Genomic DNA, 19,692 nt, shown 5'->3' with positions numbered 1-19,692 from the left:
AATTAACTGTTTAAGACAGTGTTATTGTAAAACTCTGTATAAGGGTCTGCAAATTCTTCAATAGAATAATAGTCTAAAACAGGTTTTGTTAAATCATTAATATAAGTGTCTAATTCTTCAGGTAATTCTTCAGAGCCTCTAATGATAGCATCAGAATTATCAATTGCAACTTTCATTAAATTTATATAATTAGGTTGTTCTAATAGTTTTGTTGCTTCCGCATCTAAACTATCAAAATTCACTTTAGAGAGCATGCTTTTATCTAACGTACCTTCAAAGCTTTGATTGTATACAGAGGTTACAATTTTACTTTCAGTAAATAAAGGTTCTGTTTTATAAAACTCTTTTAAGTATAAGGGTAGTAGTGAGGCCAACCAACCATTAACGTGAATAATATCAGGAGCCCAGTTTAGTTTTTTAACTGTTTCGATAACACCTTTAGCAAAGAAAATAGCACGTTCGTCATTATCGGAAAATAGTTTTCCGTTTTCATCTGTCAAAGTGGCTTTTCTTTTAAAGTAGTCTTCATTATCTATAAAGTAGACCTGAATACGTTCTTTAGGTATTGATGCTACTTTTATAATTAAAGGCATGTCTAAATCATTAATTACTAGGTTGATACCAGAGAGTCTGATAACCTCATGTAATTGGTGTCTCCTTTCATTAATATTTCCGAAGCGAGGCATAAATATTCGTATTTGACCTCCTTGTTTGTTTACCATTCGTGGTGCTTCAAATGACATTGAAGAGATTTCAGTTTCTGGTAAATATGGAACAACTTCCGAGGACACATACAATATTCGTTTATCTTTCATAAATCTGCTGCTTTTGAAATTAATAGTAAAAAACATGCAAAATTACAAAAATTTGTGCAGATTGCTAGTATTATATTATGTTTGCATGCGTTAAATTTTTGTTACGACATTGAAAAACTTTCAGAATAAAACCGAATTATCAAATTACATAAGTGCTTTAAAAGCAAAAGGAAGCTCAATTGGGTTTGTGCCAACAATGGGAGCTTTGCATAAAGGGCATTTGTCATTGGTAAATAAAGGATTGAGTGAAAACGACCTCGTTGTTGTTAGTATCTTTGTAAACCCTACTCAGTTTGATAATAAGGATGACTTGGTTAAATACCCAAGAACCTTAGACGCAGATATTGCGTTGTTGAAAACCGTTAGTGATCATAAAATCATTACTTATGCACCAAGTGTTGAAGATATATATGATGATAATATAGCATCGGAATCTTTTTTTTATGATGGGTTAGAACATAAAATGGAAGGTGCTTTTAGGCAAGGTCATTTTGATGGTGTTGGTACTATTGTTAAGCGTTTATTTGAGATTGTAAAACCGGATTTTGCTTATTTTGGTGAGAAAGATTTTCAGCAATTACAAATTATTAGAAAATTAGTTGAGTTACACCACATACCTGTAACTATCGTTGGTTGTCCAATTCATAGGGCAAAAGACGGTTTGGCAATGAGTTCTAGAAATGCGAGACTAACACCAGAACATAGAGAAATTGCTCCTTTTATATATAAAACATTAGAAGCTGCCAAAGCAAAGTTTGGCACAAAAAGTGCTAAAGAAGTAACGGAATGGGTTTATATGCAATTTGAAAAACAATCGCTTTTAGAATTAGAGTATTTTATTATTGCAGATATAACAACCTTAAAACCAGTAAAAAGAAAGTCAACAAAAAAGTCATATAGGGCGTTTATAGCAGTATATGCAGGTGATATCAGACTTATAGATAATATCGCATTAAATTAATTATCTTTGTAATATGCAAATACAAGTTGTAAAATCAAAAATTCACCGTGTAAAGGTTACGGGAGCGGCACTAAATTATATTGGTAGTATTACTATTGATGAAGATTTAATGGATGCGGCAAATATTATACAAGGAGAAAAAGTTCAGATTGTTAATAATGACAATGGTGAGCGCTTAGAAACCTATTGTATTCCTGGTCCTAGAAAAAGTGGAGAAATTACTCTAAACGGTGCTGCAGCACGTAAAGTTGCTGTTGGCGACACCTTAATTCTTATTACATATGCGTTTATGGATATTGAAGACGCTAAAGTATTTAAGCCTTGTTTGGTCTTCCCAGATGAAGCTACAAATCTTCTAAAATAAGTAGGTGAGTAAGCCAAAATCTATCCTAAAAGTTGTATTACCCTTACTCTTAGGAGTGGGTTTAGTGTGGTATTCTTTATCTAAAATTTCGATTCCTATTTTAATACAGTATTTCAAGGACGCTAATTATAGTTGGATTATTCTTGGTGTTGTTATGGGAATTCTTAGCCATGTGTCTAGAGCTTATCGTTGGATTTATATGGTAGAGCCTTTGGGGTTTAAACCTAATTTTGGCAATAGCATTATGGCAGTTTATTCTGCGTATCTTATAAATTTTACCATTCCAAGAGCCGGAGAAATAGCTAGAGCTTCAATTTTAACCAATTATGAAGGGATTCCTTTTGATAAAGGATTTGGGACAATTGTTGCGGAGCGTGTGGCTGATACTATCATGTTACTTTCAATAGTTGCCATCGCTTTTTTTTTAGAGTTTGAATTTATTTATGATTTTTTTGCCCAAAAATTTAATCCTTCCTCATTATTACTAGGTATTGCTGTATTGCTACTAGGAGTACTGTTAGTATTGCTATTTGTAAAGAAGAGTAGGTCTAAATTTGCTTTAAAAGTAAAGGGATTTGTTTCAGGTCTTATAGAAGGTGCTTTTAGTATTTTTAAAATGAAAAAGAAATGGGCTTTTATAGGTCATACGTTTTTTATTTGGCTAATGTATGTGCTTATGTTTTACGTTACCACATTTGCATTACCAGAGTTGCAAAACATACCAATTGTAGCTATTCTTATTGGATTTATACTCGCTAGTTTTAGTATTGCAGCCACAAATGGAGGCATTGGTTCGTTTCCAGAAGCTGTAGTTATTGCCTTTTCGTTATTTGGTATGGCAGATGATCCAAGTAGAGCTTTTGGCTGGATAATGTGGTCTACCCAAACATTAGTTATTGTTGTTTTAGGAGGTTTGTCATTATTATACTTGCCTATTTTCAATAGAAAGAAAACAACAGTATAGAAATATTTTTTACCTTGCTTTAAATTTTTAGTCCTTATAATTATGAAGAATTTTTACACACTTGTCCTCACTTTTTTTATCGTATGTAATCTTCAATCTCAAGCGATTTATAAAACAATAGATTCAGAAAGACTTGGTGCAACGCGTGAATTAAAAATTCAATTACCAAGAAATTATAATCCAGATGAAAAACGAACTTACCCTTTAATTGTAGTTTTAGATGGTGATTATTTATTTGAACCCGTTGCTGGGAATATCGATTATCAGTCCTATTGGGAGGATATTCCAGATTGTATAGTTGTTGGTATTAATCAAGCAGATACTAGACCAGAAGATTTATTCTATGATGATGAGAATTATTTTCCAAAAGATTCTGGAGCACAGTTTTATGAATTTATAGTGGCCGAATTATTACCTTATATAGAAAAAAATTATAAGGCATCAAATTTTAGAATCATTTTTGGGCACGATCTAAGTGCTAATTTTATCAATTATTACCTCTTTAAGGATGAACCTATTTTTAGAGCTTATATTGCATTTAGTCCAGAGTTTGCTCCAGAAATGATTAGCAGATTGCAACAGCGCTTATCTATATTAACAGAGCAAACGTTTTATTATATGGCAACTGCAGATGCTGATATAAAAGCATTAAGAGCCTCAACATTAAAGGCAGATTCTCTTATTTCTGCAATACAAAATGAAAAGCTACTTTATAAATTTGATGATTTTAAAGATGCCAACCATTATGCATTAGTAGGGAGAGGAATTCCTAAAGCATTGAATGAGATTTTTGGACTTTTTAAACCTATTAATGCTAAGGAATATAAAGAAAAGCTAATCCCTTTTGAAGGCTCACCTTACGATTATTTGATTAAAAAATACGAAGATATTGAGCATTTCTATGGATTTGAAAAAGAATTAATTGAAAACGATATCAGAGCAATCGCAGCTGCTAGTAACAAAAAAGATGATATCGATTCTTTAGAAAAATTAGCCAAATTGGTTAAGAAAAAATTCCCGGATTCTATGTTAGGTGCCTATTATTTGGGTATGTATTATGAAAAAGAAGGCAACTTTAAAAAAGCTTTGTTGCAATATAAATCGGGCTTGCTTTTACAGCCTTCACAGTTTATAGACAAAGAAATTATACTCGAAAAAATGTATGATGCAGAAGAAGCATTAAACGATTAGGTGTATTTCATCGAAAAAAATTGACAACTTAACGATAATTTAGTATGTTTGGAATCCCAAATCTAAACCTACTTTATTATGAGAAAAACTACCTTAGTTGTTCTTACTTGTCTAATCTACGCGTTTTCATTTGCGCAAGTATCTTATAAAGAGATATCCTCATCGCGCCTAAATTCTGAGCGTAAGTTAAAAATTAAATTACCAAAAGATTACGATCCTAAAGCAGATGTAAAATATCCTGTGATTATTGTTTTTGATGGAGATTATCTGTTTGAACCTGTTGCAGGTCAAGTTGATTTTCAAACTTACTTTGATGATATGCCAAGTTCAATAGTTGTTGGTATTATGCAAGGTGAAGATCGTTTTTACGATGCCTATTACGATCCGTTAACAGGTTTACCAACAGAATCGGGTCTTAGATTCCATGAATTTGTCTCAGAGGAACTATTGCCCTACATAGATAAGCAATACAATACAAGTAAGTTTAGAGTAGCTGTTGGCCATGATCGTATGGGGAATTTTATTAATTCCTATATCTTTAAAGAAGAACTAGCATTTCAGGCCTATGTTTGTATTAGTCCAGATTTTGTTGGCTCATTAAATAATTTTATTTCAAAACGCTTAGAACTTTTTAAAGACGATATCTTTTATTATTTAGCAACGTCAGAAAAAGATATTCCAGAAATTCGTGAGAGTATCCTATTTACAGATTCAAAAATAAAAGAAGTATCAAACAAGCACTTAACTTATTATTTTGATGATTTTGAAAGTGATACCCATTACACTTTAGTTACAGGTGCCATTTCTAGGTCATTTGATAAAATTTTTGATATCTATAATCCATTACGAGAAAAAGAACTTGAAGAAAAAGTATTGCCATACGAAGGTACTTTAGATCAATATTTAATAGATCGGTATAATAGGATAGACCGTTTATTTGGTATTGAAAAAGAGATAAGTGAAGCAGAATTAGAGAAAGTAGCAAAAGTAGCAGAACAACGCGAAGACTATAAATCGTTAGGTAAATTAGGAAAACTGGCCAATAAGCTATTTCCTGAGACACTATTAGGTACTTATTATATTGCTCATTCTACAGAAATGCTTGGAAAAATAAAGAAAGCAAAGAAACTCTACGAATCGGCATTAATACTAGATGATGCCACCAATATTAACAAAGATTATATCGCCTTAAAAATTGAGGAACTTACTGTTGCCTTAGTAGATGTTGAAGATGAAGAGTTAGAAGAATTAAAAGTAGAGGATGATAATGAAGAGAAATAAAAAATACATATCTACCGACTATTTTTTTGAAGCATTATATATAAAAGCAAAGGCATTTTTATTTTCAGATTTGTCTTCAAAATTAGTGGCATTAAAGGTTTTAGCGATTATGAGTTGGTTTAAAGACATCAACTAAAATTGTCTTAATTTTGTCATGTTTATAACTAAAGAAATTTTCGATTTCACGGAGCATTAATATGGCTAAAGTAAAAACAACTTTTTTTTGTCAGAATTGTGGTAGTCAATACGCTAAATGGCAAGGTCAATGTACGTCTTGTAAGGAGTGGAATACCATTGCAGAAGAAGTCATTCAGAAACCAGAAAAAAGCGATTGGAAAACCCCAAGTGCAACGTCAAAACGAGCCTCAAAACCATTGTTAATCAATGAAATTGATACTTCTCAGGAAGCGCGTTTAGACATGCAAGATGCAGAATTTAATCGTGTACTTGGCGGAGGAATGGTTAATGGGTCGTTAACACTTTTAGGAGGAGAACCAGGAATAGGAAAAAGTACACTTTTACTACAAATAGCCTTAAAACTACACTACAAAACTTTATATGTTTCTGGTGAAGAAAGCCAAAAACAAATAAAAATGCGTGCAGAACGTATTAATCCTAATAGCAATAACTGCTATATTCTTACTGAAACGAAAACCCAAAATATCTTTAAACAAATTGAAGCATTAGAGCCGGATATTGTGGTTATCGATTCCATTCAAACCTTACATAGTGATTATATAGAATCTTCGGCTGGGAGTATTTCTCAAATAAAGGAATGCACAACCGAATTGATAAAGTTTGCTAAGGAAACAGCAACACCTGTTTTGCTAATTGGACATATCACTAAAGATGGACATATTGCAGGGCCAAAAATTTTAGAGCATATGGTTGATACCGTTTTACAATTTGAAGGCGACCGAAATCACGTATTTAGAATTCTTAGAGCAAATAAAAACCGATTTGGTTCAACCAACGAATTGGGAATATATGAAATGCAAGGCTCAGGATTGCGAGAAGTATCTAATCCATCAGAAATACTTATTTCTGAGAAGGATGGTGAATTGTCTGGAAATGCTGTTGCTGCAACTCTTGAAGGGTTAAGACCATTAATGATAGAAGTGCAAGCTTTGGTTAGTACTGCTGTTTACGGAACACCACAGCGTTCAGCTACAGGTTTTAATGCAAAACGATTAAACATGTTATTGGCTGTTTTAGAAAAACGAGCCGGTTTCCGGTTAGGAGCAAAAGATGTGTTTTTAAATATTACAGGTGGTATTACTGTTGATGATCCTGCTATAGATTTGGCCGTTGTTGCAGCCATATTATCTTCAAATGAAGATGTTGCTTTAGAAAGTGATTTTTGCTTTGCAGCAGAAGTTGGTTTGTCTGGTGAAATTAGACCTGTGCAACGTGTAGAACAACGTATTCTTGAAGCAGAAAAATTAGGCTTTTCAACAATTTTTGTGTCTAAATACAATAAAATAGCTTTAAAAAATACGGTAATTAAAATTCAATTGATTTCTAAGATAGAAGATTTAGTTGGCTTTTTGGTATAACTAAACCCTTTGAAAAATGAAGTCTTAATAATAGCTTAAAATAAATAATGATAAAAAGAGATCTTTAATTCTTCTAGTATTGGAAGTTGAAAAGCTATGCGTTCATTTTTAGATATATAGAATACCATAATCATGAATTTAACCCAAAAATGGATCAAGGTAAATTATCTATCCTATAATGTTGTTTAATTCATTTTGTATAATCATGTTTAATTTGAATGTTTTAAACTTTTTACTTGCGGAAATAAAATATAGTACGTAATATTGCTTTTCATCGGATTTTATTAACACATCATCTGATTTTTTAATCCAAACAAATGTAATTTTAACCTTTGTACATAAATAAGATTATCTCCCTCAAATCTTATAGTAAAATATAATACATTTTTTAACCTACTTATGAAAACAAATAGCATTACCCCTTCTCGTGGTGTATTAGTATTGCCTTTTTTTGTGCTCTTTTTTCTAACAAAATTAAATGCTCAATATTGTGAGCCTGCCCATATTAATGGAGGGTACAATTGGACGTTTCATATCTCTAAAGTAGAATTAGGAGATATTCAAAATGAAAGTAATGGAGCTATAGGTGCGTATACTTTTTATTCAGATGTTTCACCAACAGATGTTATTGCTGGCGAAACTATAAATGGTAACATTACCGTTACTATGGATGGGTGGAATACGCAAAAGCACACTATTGCAGTATGGTTCAATTTCAATGAAATAGATGATGATTTTGACGATCCTGGTGAGCAATTTTTATTTACATTTAAAGATACCAGCAATGTTAATGGAGAAAAAGAGGTCCAAGTTCCTATAAGCATTCCTATCCCTTCAACAGCTCAAGCGGGTCTTGCAAGAATGCGCGTTGGTCTAATCAACGTAAGTAACGCCAATTTTACGGCGTGTGAATATAATTATAAAACAGGCGAAGTTGAGGATTATATGGTTAATATCATATCAGACAATGTCCCTGGAGATGTAGAACCTAACTTCTGTGAAACCATAAATGTTCAATCGTACAGTACACTTTTTATTTCTAACGTTTCTTTTGCTGGGATTAATAATAGTAGTACAGGCGCAACAGGAGATTTTACTAATTATTCTGATTTTTCATCAGAAAACATCCCAATTGGTCAGCCGCTTACAGGAACCATTAGCGTAACTCTAAACGGTTGGAACACGTCTAAAAATACCATTGCTATATGGATTAATCTCAATGAGAGTTTAGATGATGATTTTGACGATTCTGGAGAACGATTTTTATTTCCGTTTCAAGATACTAATAACGTAGGCGGAATTAAAGTTGTTGAGGTTCCTATTAGTTTAACCTTGCCAAGCAATGCGGATGAAGCACTTTCTAAAGTACGTATTGGTGTTAGAGGTGGTAGCGGAACAAACTTTACGGCTTGTAATTATAATTATTCTAACGGAGAAGTAGAAGATTATGTCATTAATATTGGTGGAGCGTTTACACCGCCAGCTCCCGATTCGGATAATGATGGTATAATTGATACGGTAGATCTTGATGATGATAACGATGGTATCAGTGATTTAGTAGAAAGTAATAACATAAACCCATCATTGGATGCTGATGGTGATGGTATTCCTAATTATAAAGATTCGGATTTTTGTACCTTAAATGCACATGGAGTTTGTGCCAATTTAGATGCCGATGGAGACGGTATTCCAAATCATCTAGATATTGATTCAGATAACGATGGTATTCCTGATAATATTGAGGCACAGTCAACATTTGGATATATTGAACCTAGTGGTATGGCTAATGCTATTTTAGATACTAACGGAGATGGTATTGATGATGTTTATAATACAGGTCTTGTTCCTGTAGATACAGATGGTGATGGTATATATGATTTTCTTGATTTAGATAGTGATAATGATGGCAAATTAGATATTGAAGAAAACGGAATGCTAAATGTGGTCTCTGGTAGTGATGCAGATTTAGATGGATTAGATGATAATTTTGAAGGTAGTGTTACAGCTGATTCACTAGATGTTAATGATGAAATTAACAATCCTGCTACATCAATTTTACCCGATACAGATAATGATTTGGCTTTAGGTGGCGACTTAGATTATAGAGATCATATTGATATTTATTTTTCTTCAGGAACTCTTAATTTTGATGGTGTAGACGATTATTTAGACACCAATCCTTTTATAACAGATTGGACAGAAGGAACTGTAATGGCTTGGGTGAAAATTGAAGCTAACTCTGCCGGAAATCTAAATACCAATTATAGTATTGCAGGTCAGGAAAATATGAGGCTATACATAACCAAAGGAAGAAAACCATCTTTTGTTGTTATTACTCAAGACCAAGTCACAGCTTCAAGTAATTATCCTAGCAGTAATATTAGTGTACAACCACTACCTTCAGACAATAGGCAAATAGAGAATGGTGTATGGTATCATGTTGCTGGTGTTTTTGACTCCGTAACAAACTCATTAAAAGTTTATCTTAACGGAGAATTATTAAATACGGTTATAGACCCTGATCTAAATTCAGAATTACTTACCAAAAATTATAACGGTAGTTCTCACGTATATGCTACAAGACCATTTACAATAGGACGTTATCCAACTAACACAAGTGTTTCTGGTTCTGCTCATTTTAAGGGGAGTATCGATGAGGTTAGAATTTTTCAAGATGCTTTGACTACTCAGCAAATACAGCAAATGGTATATCAAGAAATTGAAGATAATGGAGGTGCTGTTAGAGGGAAAATTATACCTAAAAACATTGAAGATCTAAAATCTTCACAACAAGTATCTTGGGATAAGCTACAAGCATATTATCCTATGTCTAATATTTTAAAATCAGAAATAGCTGATGAATCAAATTATGGACATACCTTAAAAATACATAATATAACTTCTGTTAAAGAACAAACAGCACCAATGCCTTACATTACTGGTGCAGATGGAGATTGGTCTCATTCTAATTCGTGGTTATATGGTAATGTATGGGATATTACAGCAGATTTAGGCGCCAGAGATTGGTCTATTGTTAAAATAAAACATAATATAACTACAACAAATTCCCATAAAAGTTTAGGTCTTTTTATAGATACCCATAGAACGCTTACAGTTAAAAATGATAATGCGATTTTTAATAATTGGTATCTAGAACTCAAGGGAACATTAGATTTAAAAGAAGATTCTCAACTTATTCAAAACGAGTATAGTGATTTAGTGACGTCTGTAAGTGGTAAAATTTTAAGACGTCAAGAAGGAACGTCAAATAAATATTGGTATAACTATTGGTCTTCACCTGTAGGAGTTCCTAAAAATACCCCTTTTATAGATAATAATAGTAGCGCTAACAATGTTAATAATTCAACGTATAATTTAGGGCTGCTCAAAGATCAGGATGGTAATAATTTTGCATTTACAAATCAATATGATGAAACAGGCAAAATAAGCAGATCTTGGCTCTATACATACAAAAATGGAGTCACATACTATGACTATGAATCCTTAGATGAAAATTCTAGTCTAAGTCCAGGAGTTGGTTATACGCAGAAAGGAACAGGTATTTCAGAAGCAGAACAACAATACCTGTTTGAAGGTAAACCTAATAACGGTACTATTCTTATAGATGTATTAGATAAAGGTGGTAATGGTTCTGTTCCTGCGACTTCAAAAACCGATTACTTACTAGGAAATCCGTACCCATCTGCTATAGATATACATAAATTTATTGATGACAATCAAGGGATAATTAGTGGATCATTATTTCTTTGGCAACAATGGAGTGGTTCTTCACATTATTTAAATGAATATAATGGAGGCTATGCACAAGTCACTAAAACAGGATCTACAAGAGCTTACCAGTTTGTTGATATTTATGGAGAAACAAATGGAGAGCAATTAGGGACTAAGATGCAGACAAGATACTTGCCCGTTGGACAAGGTTTTATGGTAGAGATTGTTGGTGATGGTAATGTGATTTTTCAAAACAGCCAAAGAGTGTTTGTTAAGGAAGATGATGCTAACGGCTCGTATAATAATGGAAGTGTGTTTTTTAGAAGCGCTAACTCAGTCAATGATACTATTGAAGACGATACAGATACAGAAGAAAGTTTAATGCAAAAAATTCGTTTAGAATTTAATTCTGTTGATGGTCCTTTAACCAAAAGAGAGCTACTTTTAGGATTTAGCGAAAATACATCAGATGACTACGATTATGGTTATGAAGCCGTAAACGTTGATGAAAATAATGACGATTTAAATTTAATTTTAAATGACGATCTCATGACTATTCAGGCTTATGCTCCCATAACTGATGATAAAACAATTCCGTTAAGTTTAAAAGCTTCAGGAAATTTTAATTATACTTTAAAGGTTACAGAAACAGAAAATATTCCTGAAGACCAAGACATTTACGTAAAAGATAATCTTACTGGAGACTATTTTAATTTGAGAAATGAATTGCCTTTTGAATTTTCTTCAGAAGCTGGTAAATACGACAATAGATTAGAAATTGTTTTTAGAGATAGCTCTCAAACACTTTCTCAGGTAGATAATACCATTTCATCACTCAAATTTTACTACACTTCAAGTAGAAATAAAATAGTAGTCTTAAATCCTACTCATGTTGAAATAAAAACCTTAGAGGTTTATAATATGTTAGGACAATCGGTTTACAGTATAGAGAACTATTTTGATGGCTCATATAATGAGTATCAATTAACCGGAGTTAGTACTGGGAGTTATGTTATTAAAATAACTACGAAAGACGGAATTTTAACAAAGAAAATTCTAGTCAACTAAATTGAATAGGTCTTGTTAATATTTAGCAAGACCTATTTTTTTTAAGGAGTATAAAGCCTGTTGCCATTTAGTAAAAATTTAAGTTATAAAAGTGAAAAATAAGCTTTAGGGACATAGCTTATAAAACTTTTAATTTTTCCCTCAAAATTCTGTAATTTCGCAGACTTATAAGAAAACAGAATAATGAGCACAAAGTTCCCTGAATACAAAGGACTTAACTTGCCAAACGTTGCAGATGAAATCGGTAACTATTGGGAAGCTAATAATATCTTCGATAAAAGTGTAACTACAAGAGAAGGAAAACCTCCTTTTGTGTTTTTTGAAGGGCCACCTTCGGCAAACGGTTTACCTGGTGTACACCATGTTTTAGCACGTGCGATTAAAGATATTTTTCCACGCTACAAAACCATGAAAGGTTTTCAAGTAAAACGTAAAGCAGGTTGGGATACGCACGGTTTACCTGTAGAACTTGGTGTGGAAAAGGAATTGGGTATTACCAAAGAAGATATTGGTAAAAAAATTACCGTAGAAGAATATAACGAAGCTTGTAAAAAAGCAGTCATGCGTTATACAGATATCTGGAATGATCTTACGCAAAAAATGGGCTATTGGGTAGATATGGACGATCCCTATATTACTTACAAGTCTAAATACATGGAGAGTGTATGGTGGTTGTTAAAACAGATTTACGAAAAAGACTTAATATATAAAGGCTATACTATTCAACCGTATTCGCCTAAGGCAGGAACTGGTTTAAGTTCGCATGAGCTTAACCAACCAGGAACGTATCAAGATGTTACAGATACAACAGTTGTAGCTCAGTTTAAAGCTAACGCAGATTCATTGCCAGATTTTCTTCAAGATGAAGGAGATATTTTCTTCTTAGCTTGGACTACAACGCCTTGGACATTACCGAGTAATACCGCACTAACGGTTGGGCCAAAGATTGATTATGTTTTAGTAGAAACCTATAATCAATACACCTTTAAACCTATGAATGTGGTATTGGCTAAGAATTTAGTCAACAAGCAATTTGATGGTAAATTTAAACGTGTTGAAACCAAACCAGAATTAATTGAATACAAAGAAGGCGATAAAAAAATCCCTTATTACGTCGTTAAAGAATTCGTTGGAAAAGATTTAGTAGGTATAACTTACGAACAGTTATTACCATACGCTTTACCAAACGATAATCCTGAAAATGCTTTCAGAGTCATTTCTGGAGATTTTGTAACCATTGAAGATGGAACAGGAATTGTACACACGGCACCAACCTTTGGAGCAGATGATGCAATGGTGGCAAAACAAGCCACGCCAGAAGTACCGCCACTTTTAGTAAAAGACGAGAATGGTAATTTAGTGCCATTGGTAGATTTACAAGGTAAGTTTAGACCAGAAATGGGCGAATTTGCAGGTAAATATGTGAAGAACGAATATTATGAGGATGGTGAAGCGCCAGAACGTTCTATAGATGTTGAGCTTGCCATTAAATTAAAAACAGAAAATAAGGCCTTTAAGGTTGAAAAATATAAGCACAGTTACCCAAATTGTTGGAGAACGGATAAACCAATTTTATACTATCCATTAGATTCTTGGTTTATTAAAATCACTGATGTTAAAGGGAGAATGCACGAGTTAAACACTTCAATTAACTGGAAACCAAAATCAACTGGCGAAGGACGTTTTGGAAATTGGTTAGCTAATGCAAACGACTGGAATTTATCTAGATCTCGTTTTTGGGGTATTCCATTACCAATCTGGAGAACAGAGGATGGAAAAGAACAAATTTGTATTGGTTCTGTTGCTGAATTAAAAGCGGAGATGGCAAAAGCTGTTGAAGCAGGCGTGATGTCTGAAGATATTTTTTCAGAATTTGAAGTAGGTAACATGTCTGAAGCCAACTACGAAACGATTGATTTACACAAAAATGTAGTAGATAAAATCGTTTTAGTATCGGCATCTGGTCAACCCATGAAACGTGAAAGCGATTTAATAGATGTGTGGTTCGATTCTGGTTCTATGCCTTATGCACAATGGCATTATCCTTTTGAAAACAAAAACTTAATTGATAATAACGAAGCCTTTCCTGCAGATTTTATTGCTGAAGGAGTAGACCAAACACGTGGATGGTTTTATACCTTACATGCTATTGGAACTATGGTTTTTGATTCTGTGGCTTACAAAAATGTTGTGTCTAATGGCTTGGTTTTAGATAAAAACGGTCAAAAAATGTCTAAGCGTTTAGGTAACGCCGTAGATCCTTTTGAAACCTTATCTAAATATGGTGCAGATGCCACACGTTGGTATATGATAAGCAACGCTAATCCTTGGGATAACTTAAAATTTGATAGCGAAGGTATTGCTGAGGTGAGTCGAAAATTCTTCGGAACACTTTATAATACATATTCATTCTTCACCCTTTATACCAATATTGATGGGTTTAGTTATAGTGAAGCGGATATTCCTTTAGAAGAACGTCCAGAAATTGACCGTTGGATTCTTTCTGAATTAAATTCATTAATTCAGAAAGTAGATGCCTATTACGCGGCATACGAACCAACAAAGGCTGCGCGAGCAATTTCAGACTTTACACAAGATTATTTAAGTAACTGGTATGTGCGTTTAAGTAGAAGACGTTTCTGGAAAGGCGATTACCAAACCGATAAAATTTCGGCATATCAAACATTATACACGTGTATGGAAACCATTGCAAAGTTAGGCGCACCAATTGCACCTTTCTTTATGGACCGTTTGTATTTAGACTTGAATGCTGTGACTAAAAAAGAAGCTTTTGAAAGTGTGCATTTAGCAGATTTTCCAAAGGTAAATGAAAGTGTAATAGATAACGTTTTAGAGCGAAAAATGGAGAGCGCTCAAACGATCTGTTCATTAGTCTTGTCGTTACGAGCTAAAGAGAAAATTAAGGTACGTCAACCACTTCAAAAAATTATGATTCCTATTGACAATAAAGAACAGAAGGAAGAAATTGAAGCTGTAGCCGACTTAATAAAACATGAGGTAAATATTAAAGAAGTTGAACTATTAGAAGATGCTTCAGATATATTAGTAAAACAGATTAAACCAAATTTTAAGGCCTTAGGACCTAAGTTTGGTAAGGACATGAAGTTGATTGCAGGTGCCGTAAATGCATTTAGTTCGGATGATATTAAAAAAATCGAGCAAAATGGTAATTTTGATGTTGAAATTAACGGAAAAATGATTAATTTAGGGCTAGAAGATGTAGAAATTACCTCGCAAGATATTGAAGGATGGTTAGTCGCTAATGAAGGTGCTTTAACAGTGGCTTTAGATGTTACTATTAGTGAAGATTTACGTAAAGAAGGTATTGCAAGAGAGCTTGTAAATCGTATTCAAAATTTACGAAAAGATTCAGGATTTGAGGTTACAGACAGAATTGATGTACAACTTCAAAGCGACGCACATGTCGTAGAAGCAGTTTCTTCAAATGAAGCGTACATTAAATCAGAAACATTGACTGAAGATTTAAAAATTATAGACCAAGTAGACAATGGTATAGAAATTGCTTTTGATGAAGTAAATACCAGATTGTTTATTAAAAAACATTAAAAAAATATGTCAACAGAAACCAAAAACAGATATTCGGATAAAGATTTAGAAGAATTTAGAGCAATAGTTCAAGATAAAATTAAAAAAGCAGAGCACGATTTAGAGTTGATAAAAAGTGCGTATATGAATGACCATGACAATGGTACAGATGATACGTCTCCTACTTTTAAAGCATTTGAAGAAGGTAGTGCAACGATGAGTAAAGAAGCGAACTCTGCCTTAGCTATTCGTCAAGAAAAGTTTATCAGAGATTTGAAAAATGCGTTAATTCGTATTGAAAACAAAACCTATGGTGTCTGTCGTGTAACAGGAAAACTAATAAACAAAGAGCGTTTAAAATTAGTACCTCATGCAACGTTGAGTATTGAAGCAAAGAATATGCAGTAACATTCCTGCGACAGCAGGAATCTCATTATATTGAGATTCTATTTTGAATAAAAACAAAATCATAAAGCCTTGTAATTGTATTACGAGGCTTTTTCTTTTAAAGTCTTTGAGGTATATAATCTGTATTGTTTTTCTGTTTAGCTTTTTAAGCATTCGGTCTCAGAATACATTACAAAAACAGTTGTCGGCAACGTCTATTAAAACGATAGCTATTAATGGAAATCAAATTTTTAATATTTCTGTTTCCACTTCAAAAACCGATAAAATAACAGTAACATCTATATTAGATGGTGAGTATCAGAATGATTTTCAAGTTGTTATTGAGGAAGAAAATCATGTGCTTAATTTAGGTTTAGAACATTTGTCGTTATTTGAAATTCCAGATGATAAGCGAAATGCGCACAAGGTTATAGCGGCAACGTTACGTCTAGAAATTCCAGAGCAGCTTATATTAACAATCCTTAGTGATATTGGCTCGGTAGATTTAAAAGGTGATTTTAAATCATTATATGTTGAATTGTTACAAGGGCAATGCCATGTTGTTGGTGAAGCAGAAACAGCAACTATAAACACTTTAGATGGAGATATTAATGTTGAGACGAAACACGCAAAAATTGAGGCCAGTTCTAATCATGGAAGCGTTGTTTTAGATCAATTTAAAAGTGTAAGGACATATTGGAAATTGACGTCTATAAATGGCAATATTAAGGTTGCCAAACAGGAATAATCGGTTATTTTTGTTTTAATACTATTATTTAACTTAAAATAGATTCTCGCTTTTGTGGGAAAAATTATGTCTTTAAAGAAAGCCACATTTGTTATTGTTGTAATTCTGCTGATTGACCAAATTAGTAAAGTGTATATAAAAACACATTTCCAATTGGGAGAAGATATTACTGTGTTTTCATGGTTTAAAATTGCTTTTATAGAAAATGACGGCATGGCTTGGGGTACAAAATTGAGCGATTTTGTGAGTTTTATTTCAGATGAAACTGCAAAATTAGTTTTAACCTTATTTAGAATTGTTGCCGTAACTGGTATTGCATTTTGGCTTATAGATGTAACGAAAAAGAAGAGATCTAAAACTTTGATATTTGCGATTTCTATAATATTTGCAGGTGCTTTAGGTAATATTATAGATTCAGTATTCTATGGTGTTTTGTTTAATGATAGTGTAATGCAAGTGGCTTCATTTTTGCCAGAAGAAGGCGGGTACGCTAAGGTGTTTCATGGAAATGTTGTAGATATGCTTCATTTTCCAATTTGGAGCGGTGTACTGCCAGATAATTTGCCGTTAATAGGTGGAAAATACTTTTCGTTTTTTGATCCTGTTTTTAATGTGGCTGATATGGCAATTAGTACAGGAATTGGCATTTTAATTGTGTTTAATAAGAAGGCTTTTGAAAATTAATATACTATTTTAGTTACCTTATATGAGAATTATGAAATACAAAATAACCTTTCTTTGCTTCATGTTTTATTTGATTACTAATTGTGGTTCTAGCGATAGTAATGATGATTCCGTAGAATCAAACTTTGAGATAGAATTGTTTTATACTGAAACGGTTTCTATTGATGAATTGTTTGAGTTAACAATAGTTGGTAGTGAGGGTTTTACAGAGGTAAAAGCTTCGCTTGATGATAGTTTTGACAACAGTTCTGGAACACTATTTTTTGAGCCAGAGACAACACATGTTCGTTATTTTACTTTTGATAAACTTGGAATAAATACCCTGTATATTAAAGCATACAATGAAGGAGGAATAGCATCTGTTAAAGAGCTTAATGTTAATGTTGTTAGAGGTAATTCGTTGAAAATAAATGCTGTGGAGATTGTTTCTTTCTCTAACATTGATAATACTTGGGATGAGGAGTTTGCGGAAACAGATATTAATCGTTTAGCTGATGTTTTCTTTATAATTCGAAAGTCTAGGGCTTTTTTTAGCGATGGAGCGTACAATTTTAATAGGGATTGGTTTAGATCGGAAGTTCTAGAAAACCAAGGTGATTTAACTTGGGATTTATCTGAAGAAGAGCTGTATGTAGGTTCTGGGTTTCCATTAAATTTTCTAGCTGCTGATATGGATGAAGAAGGTCTGGTAGGTGATTTGATGTTAGGAAAAGATTATAATTATTTTGGTTTTAACGAATTAGACGGTGTACAACCAGAAACATTTACATTTAATTTTCCGGATATAGACCTAGAATTTATAATTACAGTTGAATGGCCAGATTAAAAGCCTAATGAAGGCTATATAAATTGTATTACTTGCTCAGGCGTCACACAATAATCTAACTTAATATCATCTTCGGAAGCTTCAATGGTTTCAACTTCGGCTTCAAAAAAAGACAGTCCTATTTTTAAAGTATCAGGCTTACAATCTGCTAAAAAGCGATCGTAAAATCCTTTTCCGTAGCCAATTCTGTGACCTAATTTATCAAAAGCTAAAAGCGGAATAAATACCACTTCTAATTGTGAAGATTGAATTTCAATACCATCTACAGGTTCAGGAATGTTATAACTGTTTTTTTTAATGGTTGTACTATCCGTTAGCAGAACATGTGACATGCTGTAATCTTCAAAGTTACTTTTAGAAATCACAATGTGTTTGTCTTTTCCTGCTAAAATATTTAGGATAAAATCGGTATCAATTTCTTTTTGTTCTGCAATAGTTAGGAAAATATGATAAAAGGATTTATTCCAAATATCTAGTGTTAATAATTGATTAGCAATGGCCAAGCTAAAATTGTCAATTTCAGTGTTAGATAGCTGTTGGCGTAACTCTTTATATTTTTTTCTTAATAAAGGCTTTTTCATTAGTCTTCAATTTCGGTAGAAATATGGAAAATAGCATCACCTTGATATATAATAGGAGATTCATTTACATTAAAAATATAACCTGCATTTGGTGATTTTACAAAGTAATTAAAACTGCCATAAGGATCTGTAATATTACCTAAAACCTGCCCTTTGTTTACAAAGGCATTTATGTTTACTGTGGCTTTAAACATTCCAGAGTATTTAGCTCTTAGCCATTTGCTATCTTTAATTACGACAGCGTCTACCTTAGGTTGTGATACTTTATATTTACTTCTTAGCATTCCTAAGTGATGTAATACGCGTTTGGCTCCATTAACACCTGTGTTGGTAATAGTATTATGGATATTGAAAGATTTTCCTCCTTCAAACAGTAGCATAGGTATGCCTGCTTTATCGCAAGCATTTCTAAAGGATTTATTTAGATTTTGCGAATAATAAATAAAAGGAGCACCAAAAACATGTGCAAGTTCTGTAAGTTTTGGATTGTCTTTTACTATTCTAATTTGAGCCGCATTAAATCGGTCTGATCCTCCAGTGTGAAAATCCATAGCAAAATCAACATGTGGTACCAATTCTGTCATTACAAAATTAGCCACTCTACTTGCTAAAGAACCTTTAGGATTTCCGGGGAAAACACGATTTAAATCACGACCATCAGGAAAAAGGCGGTCCATATTTAAAAAGCCAAATACATTTATTACAGGCACGCAGATTGTTGTACCAATTTTGGGTTTGTTTATGCCTTTTGCTATAATTTGTCTTACAATTTCTACACCATTGACTTCATCTCCATGAATACCAGCAGTCATTAATACGGTTGGGCCAGGCTGCTTGGAGCGTTCAATTATAATAGGAACAGCCAAAGTATTTCTGGTGTGTAATTTTGCAACTTCAAAAGTTACAGTAGTACTTTTACCAGGAGCGACTTCAACTCCTAAAATATTTAAAATATCTTTTGGCATCT

General features: G+C 33.0%; 16 protein-coding genes. 13 read left to right on the top strand and 3 right to left on the bottom strand.

Going from position 1 to position 19,692, the window contains the following annotated elements; translation table 11 throughout:
- Positions 1–2: 2 nt before the first annotated feature.
- The gene (locus VDP25_RS01350; protein ID WP_215926772.1) at positions 3–815 is read right to left on the bottom strand and encodes a glycogen/starch synthase; all 813 of its coding nucleotides are present in this window, start codon (positions 813–815) and stop codon (positions 3–5) included.
- A 109-nt stretch (positions 816–924) separates the two neighbouring features.
- Here VDP25_RS01350 and panC point away from each other — a divergent pair, with 109 nt between their 5' ends.
- From panC to VDP25_RS01285, 13 genes are all read left to right on the top strand, one after another.
- Positions 925–1,776: a pantoate--beta-alanine ligase gene (panC, locus tag VDP25_RS01345; RefSeq protein WP_334465878.1), complete on the top strand. Its 852-nt coding sequence runs from the start codon at positions 925–927 to the stop codon at positions 1,774–1,776.
- Positions 1,777–1,789: 13 nt separating this feature from the next.
- Positions 1,790–2,140, top strand: coding sequence for an aspartate 1-decarboxylase (gene panD / locus VDP25_RS01340; protein ID WP_215926776.1), 351 nt, complete (start codon positions 1,790–1,792; stop codon positions 2,138–2,140).
- Positions 2,141–2,144: 4 nt separating this feature from the next.
- The gene (locus tag VDP25_RS01335; RefSeq protein WP_334465873.1) at positions 2,145–3,104 is read left to right on the top strand and encodes a lysylphosphatidylglycerol synthase transmembrane domain-containing protein; all 960 of its coding nucleotides are present in this window, start codon (positions 2,145–2,147) and stop codon (positions 3,102–3,104) included.
- A 42-nt stretch (positions 3,105–3,146) separates the two neighbouring features.
- Entirely contained in the window at positions 3,147–4,295 is a 1,149-nt protein-coding gene (locus VDP25_RS01330; RefSeq protein WP_334465870.1) for an alpha/beta hydrolase, read from the top strand.
- A gap of 78 nt (positions 4,296–4,373) precedes the next feature.
- Entirely contained in the window at positions 4,374–5,576 is a 1,203-nt protein-coding gene (locus VDP25_RS01325) for an alpha/beta hydrolase (RefSeq protein ID WP_334465868.1), read from the top strand.
- Positions 5,563–5,712: a hypothetical protein gene (locus VDP25_RS01320; RefSeq protein ID WP_334465866.1), complete on the top strand. Its 150-nt coding sequence runs from the start codon at positions 5,563–5,565 to the stop codon at positions 5,710–5,712. The genes VDP25_RS01325 and VDP25_RS01320 overlap by 14 nt, the downstream gene beginning before the upstream one ends.
- Before the next feature lie 61 nt (positions 5,713–5,773).
- Complete coding sequence (gene radA / locus VDP25_RS01315; RefSeq protein WP_215926786.1) at positions 5,774–7,132, top strand: DNA repair protein RadA; 1,359 nt, start codon at positions 5,774–5,776, stop codon at positions 7,130–7,132.
- 399 nt (positions 7,133–7,531) lie between these two features.
- Positions 7,532–11,932, top strand: a complete 4,401-nt coding sequence (locus VDP25_RS01310) for a GEVED domain-containing protein (protein ID WP_334465862.1) — start codon at positions 7,532–7,534, stop codon at positions 11,930–11,932.
- Positions 11,933–12,115: 183 nt separating this feature from the next.
- A complete protein-coding gene (ileS, locus tag VDP25_RS01305) occupies positions 12,116–15,520 on the top strand; it encodes an isoleucine--tRNA ligase (protein ID WP_334465859.1) in 3,405 nt (1,134 codons plus the stop codon).
- Between the two features lie 6 nt (positions 15,521–15,526).
- Positions 15,527–15,907, top strand: coding sequence for a TraR/DksA family transcriptional regulator (locus tag VDP25_RS01300; RefSeq protein ID WP_334465857.1), 381 nt, complete (start codon positions 15,527–15,529; stop codon positions 15,905–15,907).
- A gap of 106 nt (positions 15,908–16,013) precedes the next feature.
- Positions 16,014–16,634 (top strand): hypothetical protein, encoded by a 621-nt coding sequence (locus VDP25_RS01295; protein WP_334465855.1) that lies wholly within the window; start codon positions 16,014–16,016, stop codon positions 16,632–16,634.
- A 66-nt stretch (positions 16,635–16,700) separates the two neighbouring features.
- A complete protein-coding gene (locus tag VDP25_RS01290) occupies positions 16,701–17,318 on the top strand; it encodes a lipoprotein signal peptidase (RefSeq protein WP_334465854.1) in 618 nt (205 codons plus the stop codon).
- 61 nt (positions 17,319–17,379) lie between these two features.
- Positions 17,380–18,144 carry a hypothetical protein gene (locus VDP25_RS01285; RefSeq protein ID WP_334465852.1) on the top strand — a complete coding sequence of 255 codons (765 nt, stop codon included), beginning with the start codon at positions 17,380–17,382 and terminating at the stop codon, positions 18,142–18,144.
- Between the two features lie 14 nt (positions 18,145–18,158).
- On the opposite strand, the gene VDP25_RS01280 is transcribed toward VDP25_RS01285, so the two are convergent.
- Both VDP25_RS01280 and VDP25_RS01275 read right to left on the bottom strand, forming a co-directional pair.
- Positions 18,159–18,725, bottom strand: coding sequence for a 5-formyltetrahydrofolate cyclo-ligase (locus VDP25_RS01280; RefSeq protein WP_334465850.1), 567 nt, complete (start codon positions 18,723–18,725; stop codon positions 18,159–18,161).
- On the bottom strand, positions 18,725–19,690 hold the full coding sequence (locus VDP25_RS01275; protein ID WP_215926802.1) for a succinylglutamate desuccinylase/aspartoacylase family protein: 966 nt from the start codon (positions 19,688–19,690) through the stop codon (positions 18,725–18,727). The genes VDP25_RS01280 and VDP25_RS01275 overlap by 1 nt, the downstream gene beginning before the upstream one ends.
- Between the last annotated feature and the right edge of the window lie 2 nt (positions 19,691–19,692).

This window comes from Winogradskyella sp. ECml5-4 (assembly GCF_036903175.1).
GTDB classification, from domain to species: domain Bacteria; phylum Bacteroidota; class Bacteroidia; order Flavobacteriales; family Flavobacteriaceae; genus Winogradskyella; species Winogradskyella damuponensis.
Note: the sequence above shows the minus strand (reverse complement) of the source record. Positions and strands in the feature narration are given on the sequence as shown.

What these genes read in the sequence shown, in the direction of transcription:
- VDP25_RS01280 (WP_334465850.1), bottom strand. Translation starts at nt 18,725, where the DNA reads ATGAAAAAGCCTTTATTAAGAAAAAAATATAAAGAGTTACGCCAACAG.
- ileS (WP_334465859.1), top strand. Translation starts at nt 12,116, where the DNA reads ATGAGCACAAAGTTCCCTGAATACAAAGGACTTAACTTGCCAAACGTT.
- VDP25_RS01325 (WP_334465868.1), top strand. Translation starts at nt 4,374, where the DNA reads ATGAGAAAAACTACCTTAGTTGTTCTTACTTGTCTAATCTACGCGTTT.
- VDP25_RS01290 (WP_334465854.1), top strand. Translation starts at nt 16,701, where the DNA reads ATGTCTTTAAAGAAAGCCACATTTGTTATTGTTGTAATTCTGCTGATT.
- panD (WP_215926776.1), top strand. Translation starts at nt 1,790, where the DNA reads ATGCAAATACAAGTTGTAAAATCAAAAATTCACCGTGTAAAGGTTACG.
- VDP25_RS01330 (WP_334465870.1), top strand. Translation starts at nt 3,147, where the DNA reads ATGAAGAATTTTTACACACTTGTCCTCACTTTTTTTATCGTATGTAAT.
- VDP25_RS01275 (WP_215926802.1), bottom strand. Translation starts at nt 19,690, where the DNA reads ATGCCAAAAGATATTTTAAATATTTTAGGAGTTGAAGTCGCTCCTGGT.
- VDP25_RS01310 (WP_334465862.1), top strand. Translation starts at nt 7,532, where the DNA reads ATGAAAACAAATAGCATTACCCCTTCTCGTGGTGTATTAGTATTGCCT.
- VDP25_RS01300 (WP_334465857.1), top strand. Translation starts at nt 15,527, where the DNA reads ATGTCAACAGAAACCAAAAACAGATATTCGGATAAAGATTTAGAAGAA.
- VDP25_RS01285 (WP_334465852.1), top strand. Translation starts at nt 17,380, where the DNA reads ATGTTTTATTTGATTACTAATTGTGGTTCTAGCGATAGTAATGATGAT.
- VDP25_RS01350 (WP_215926772.1), bottom strand. Translation starts at nt 815, where the DNA reads ATGAAAGATAAACGAATATTGTATGTGTCCTCGGAAGTTGTTCCATAT.
- radA (WP_215926786.1), top strand. Translation starts at nt 5,774, where the DNA reads ATGGCTAAAGTAAAAACAACTTTTTTTTGTCAGAATTGTGGTAGTCAA.
- VDP25_RS01320 (WP_334465866.1), top strand. Translation starts at nt 5,563, where the DNA reads ATGAAGAGAAATAAAAAATACATATCTACCGACTATTTTTTTGAAGCA.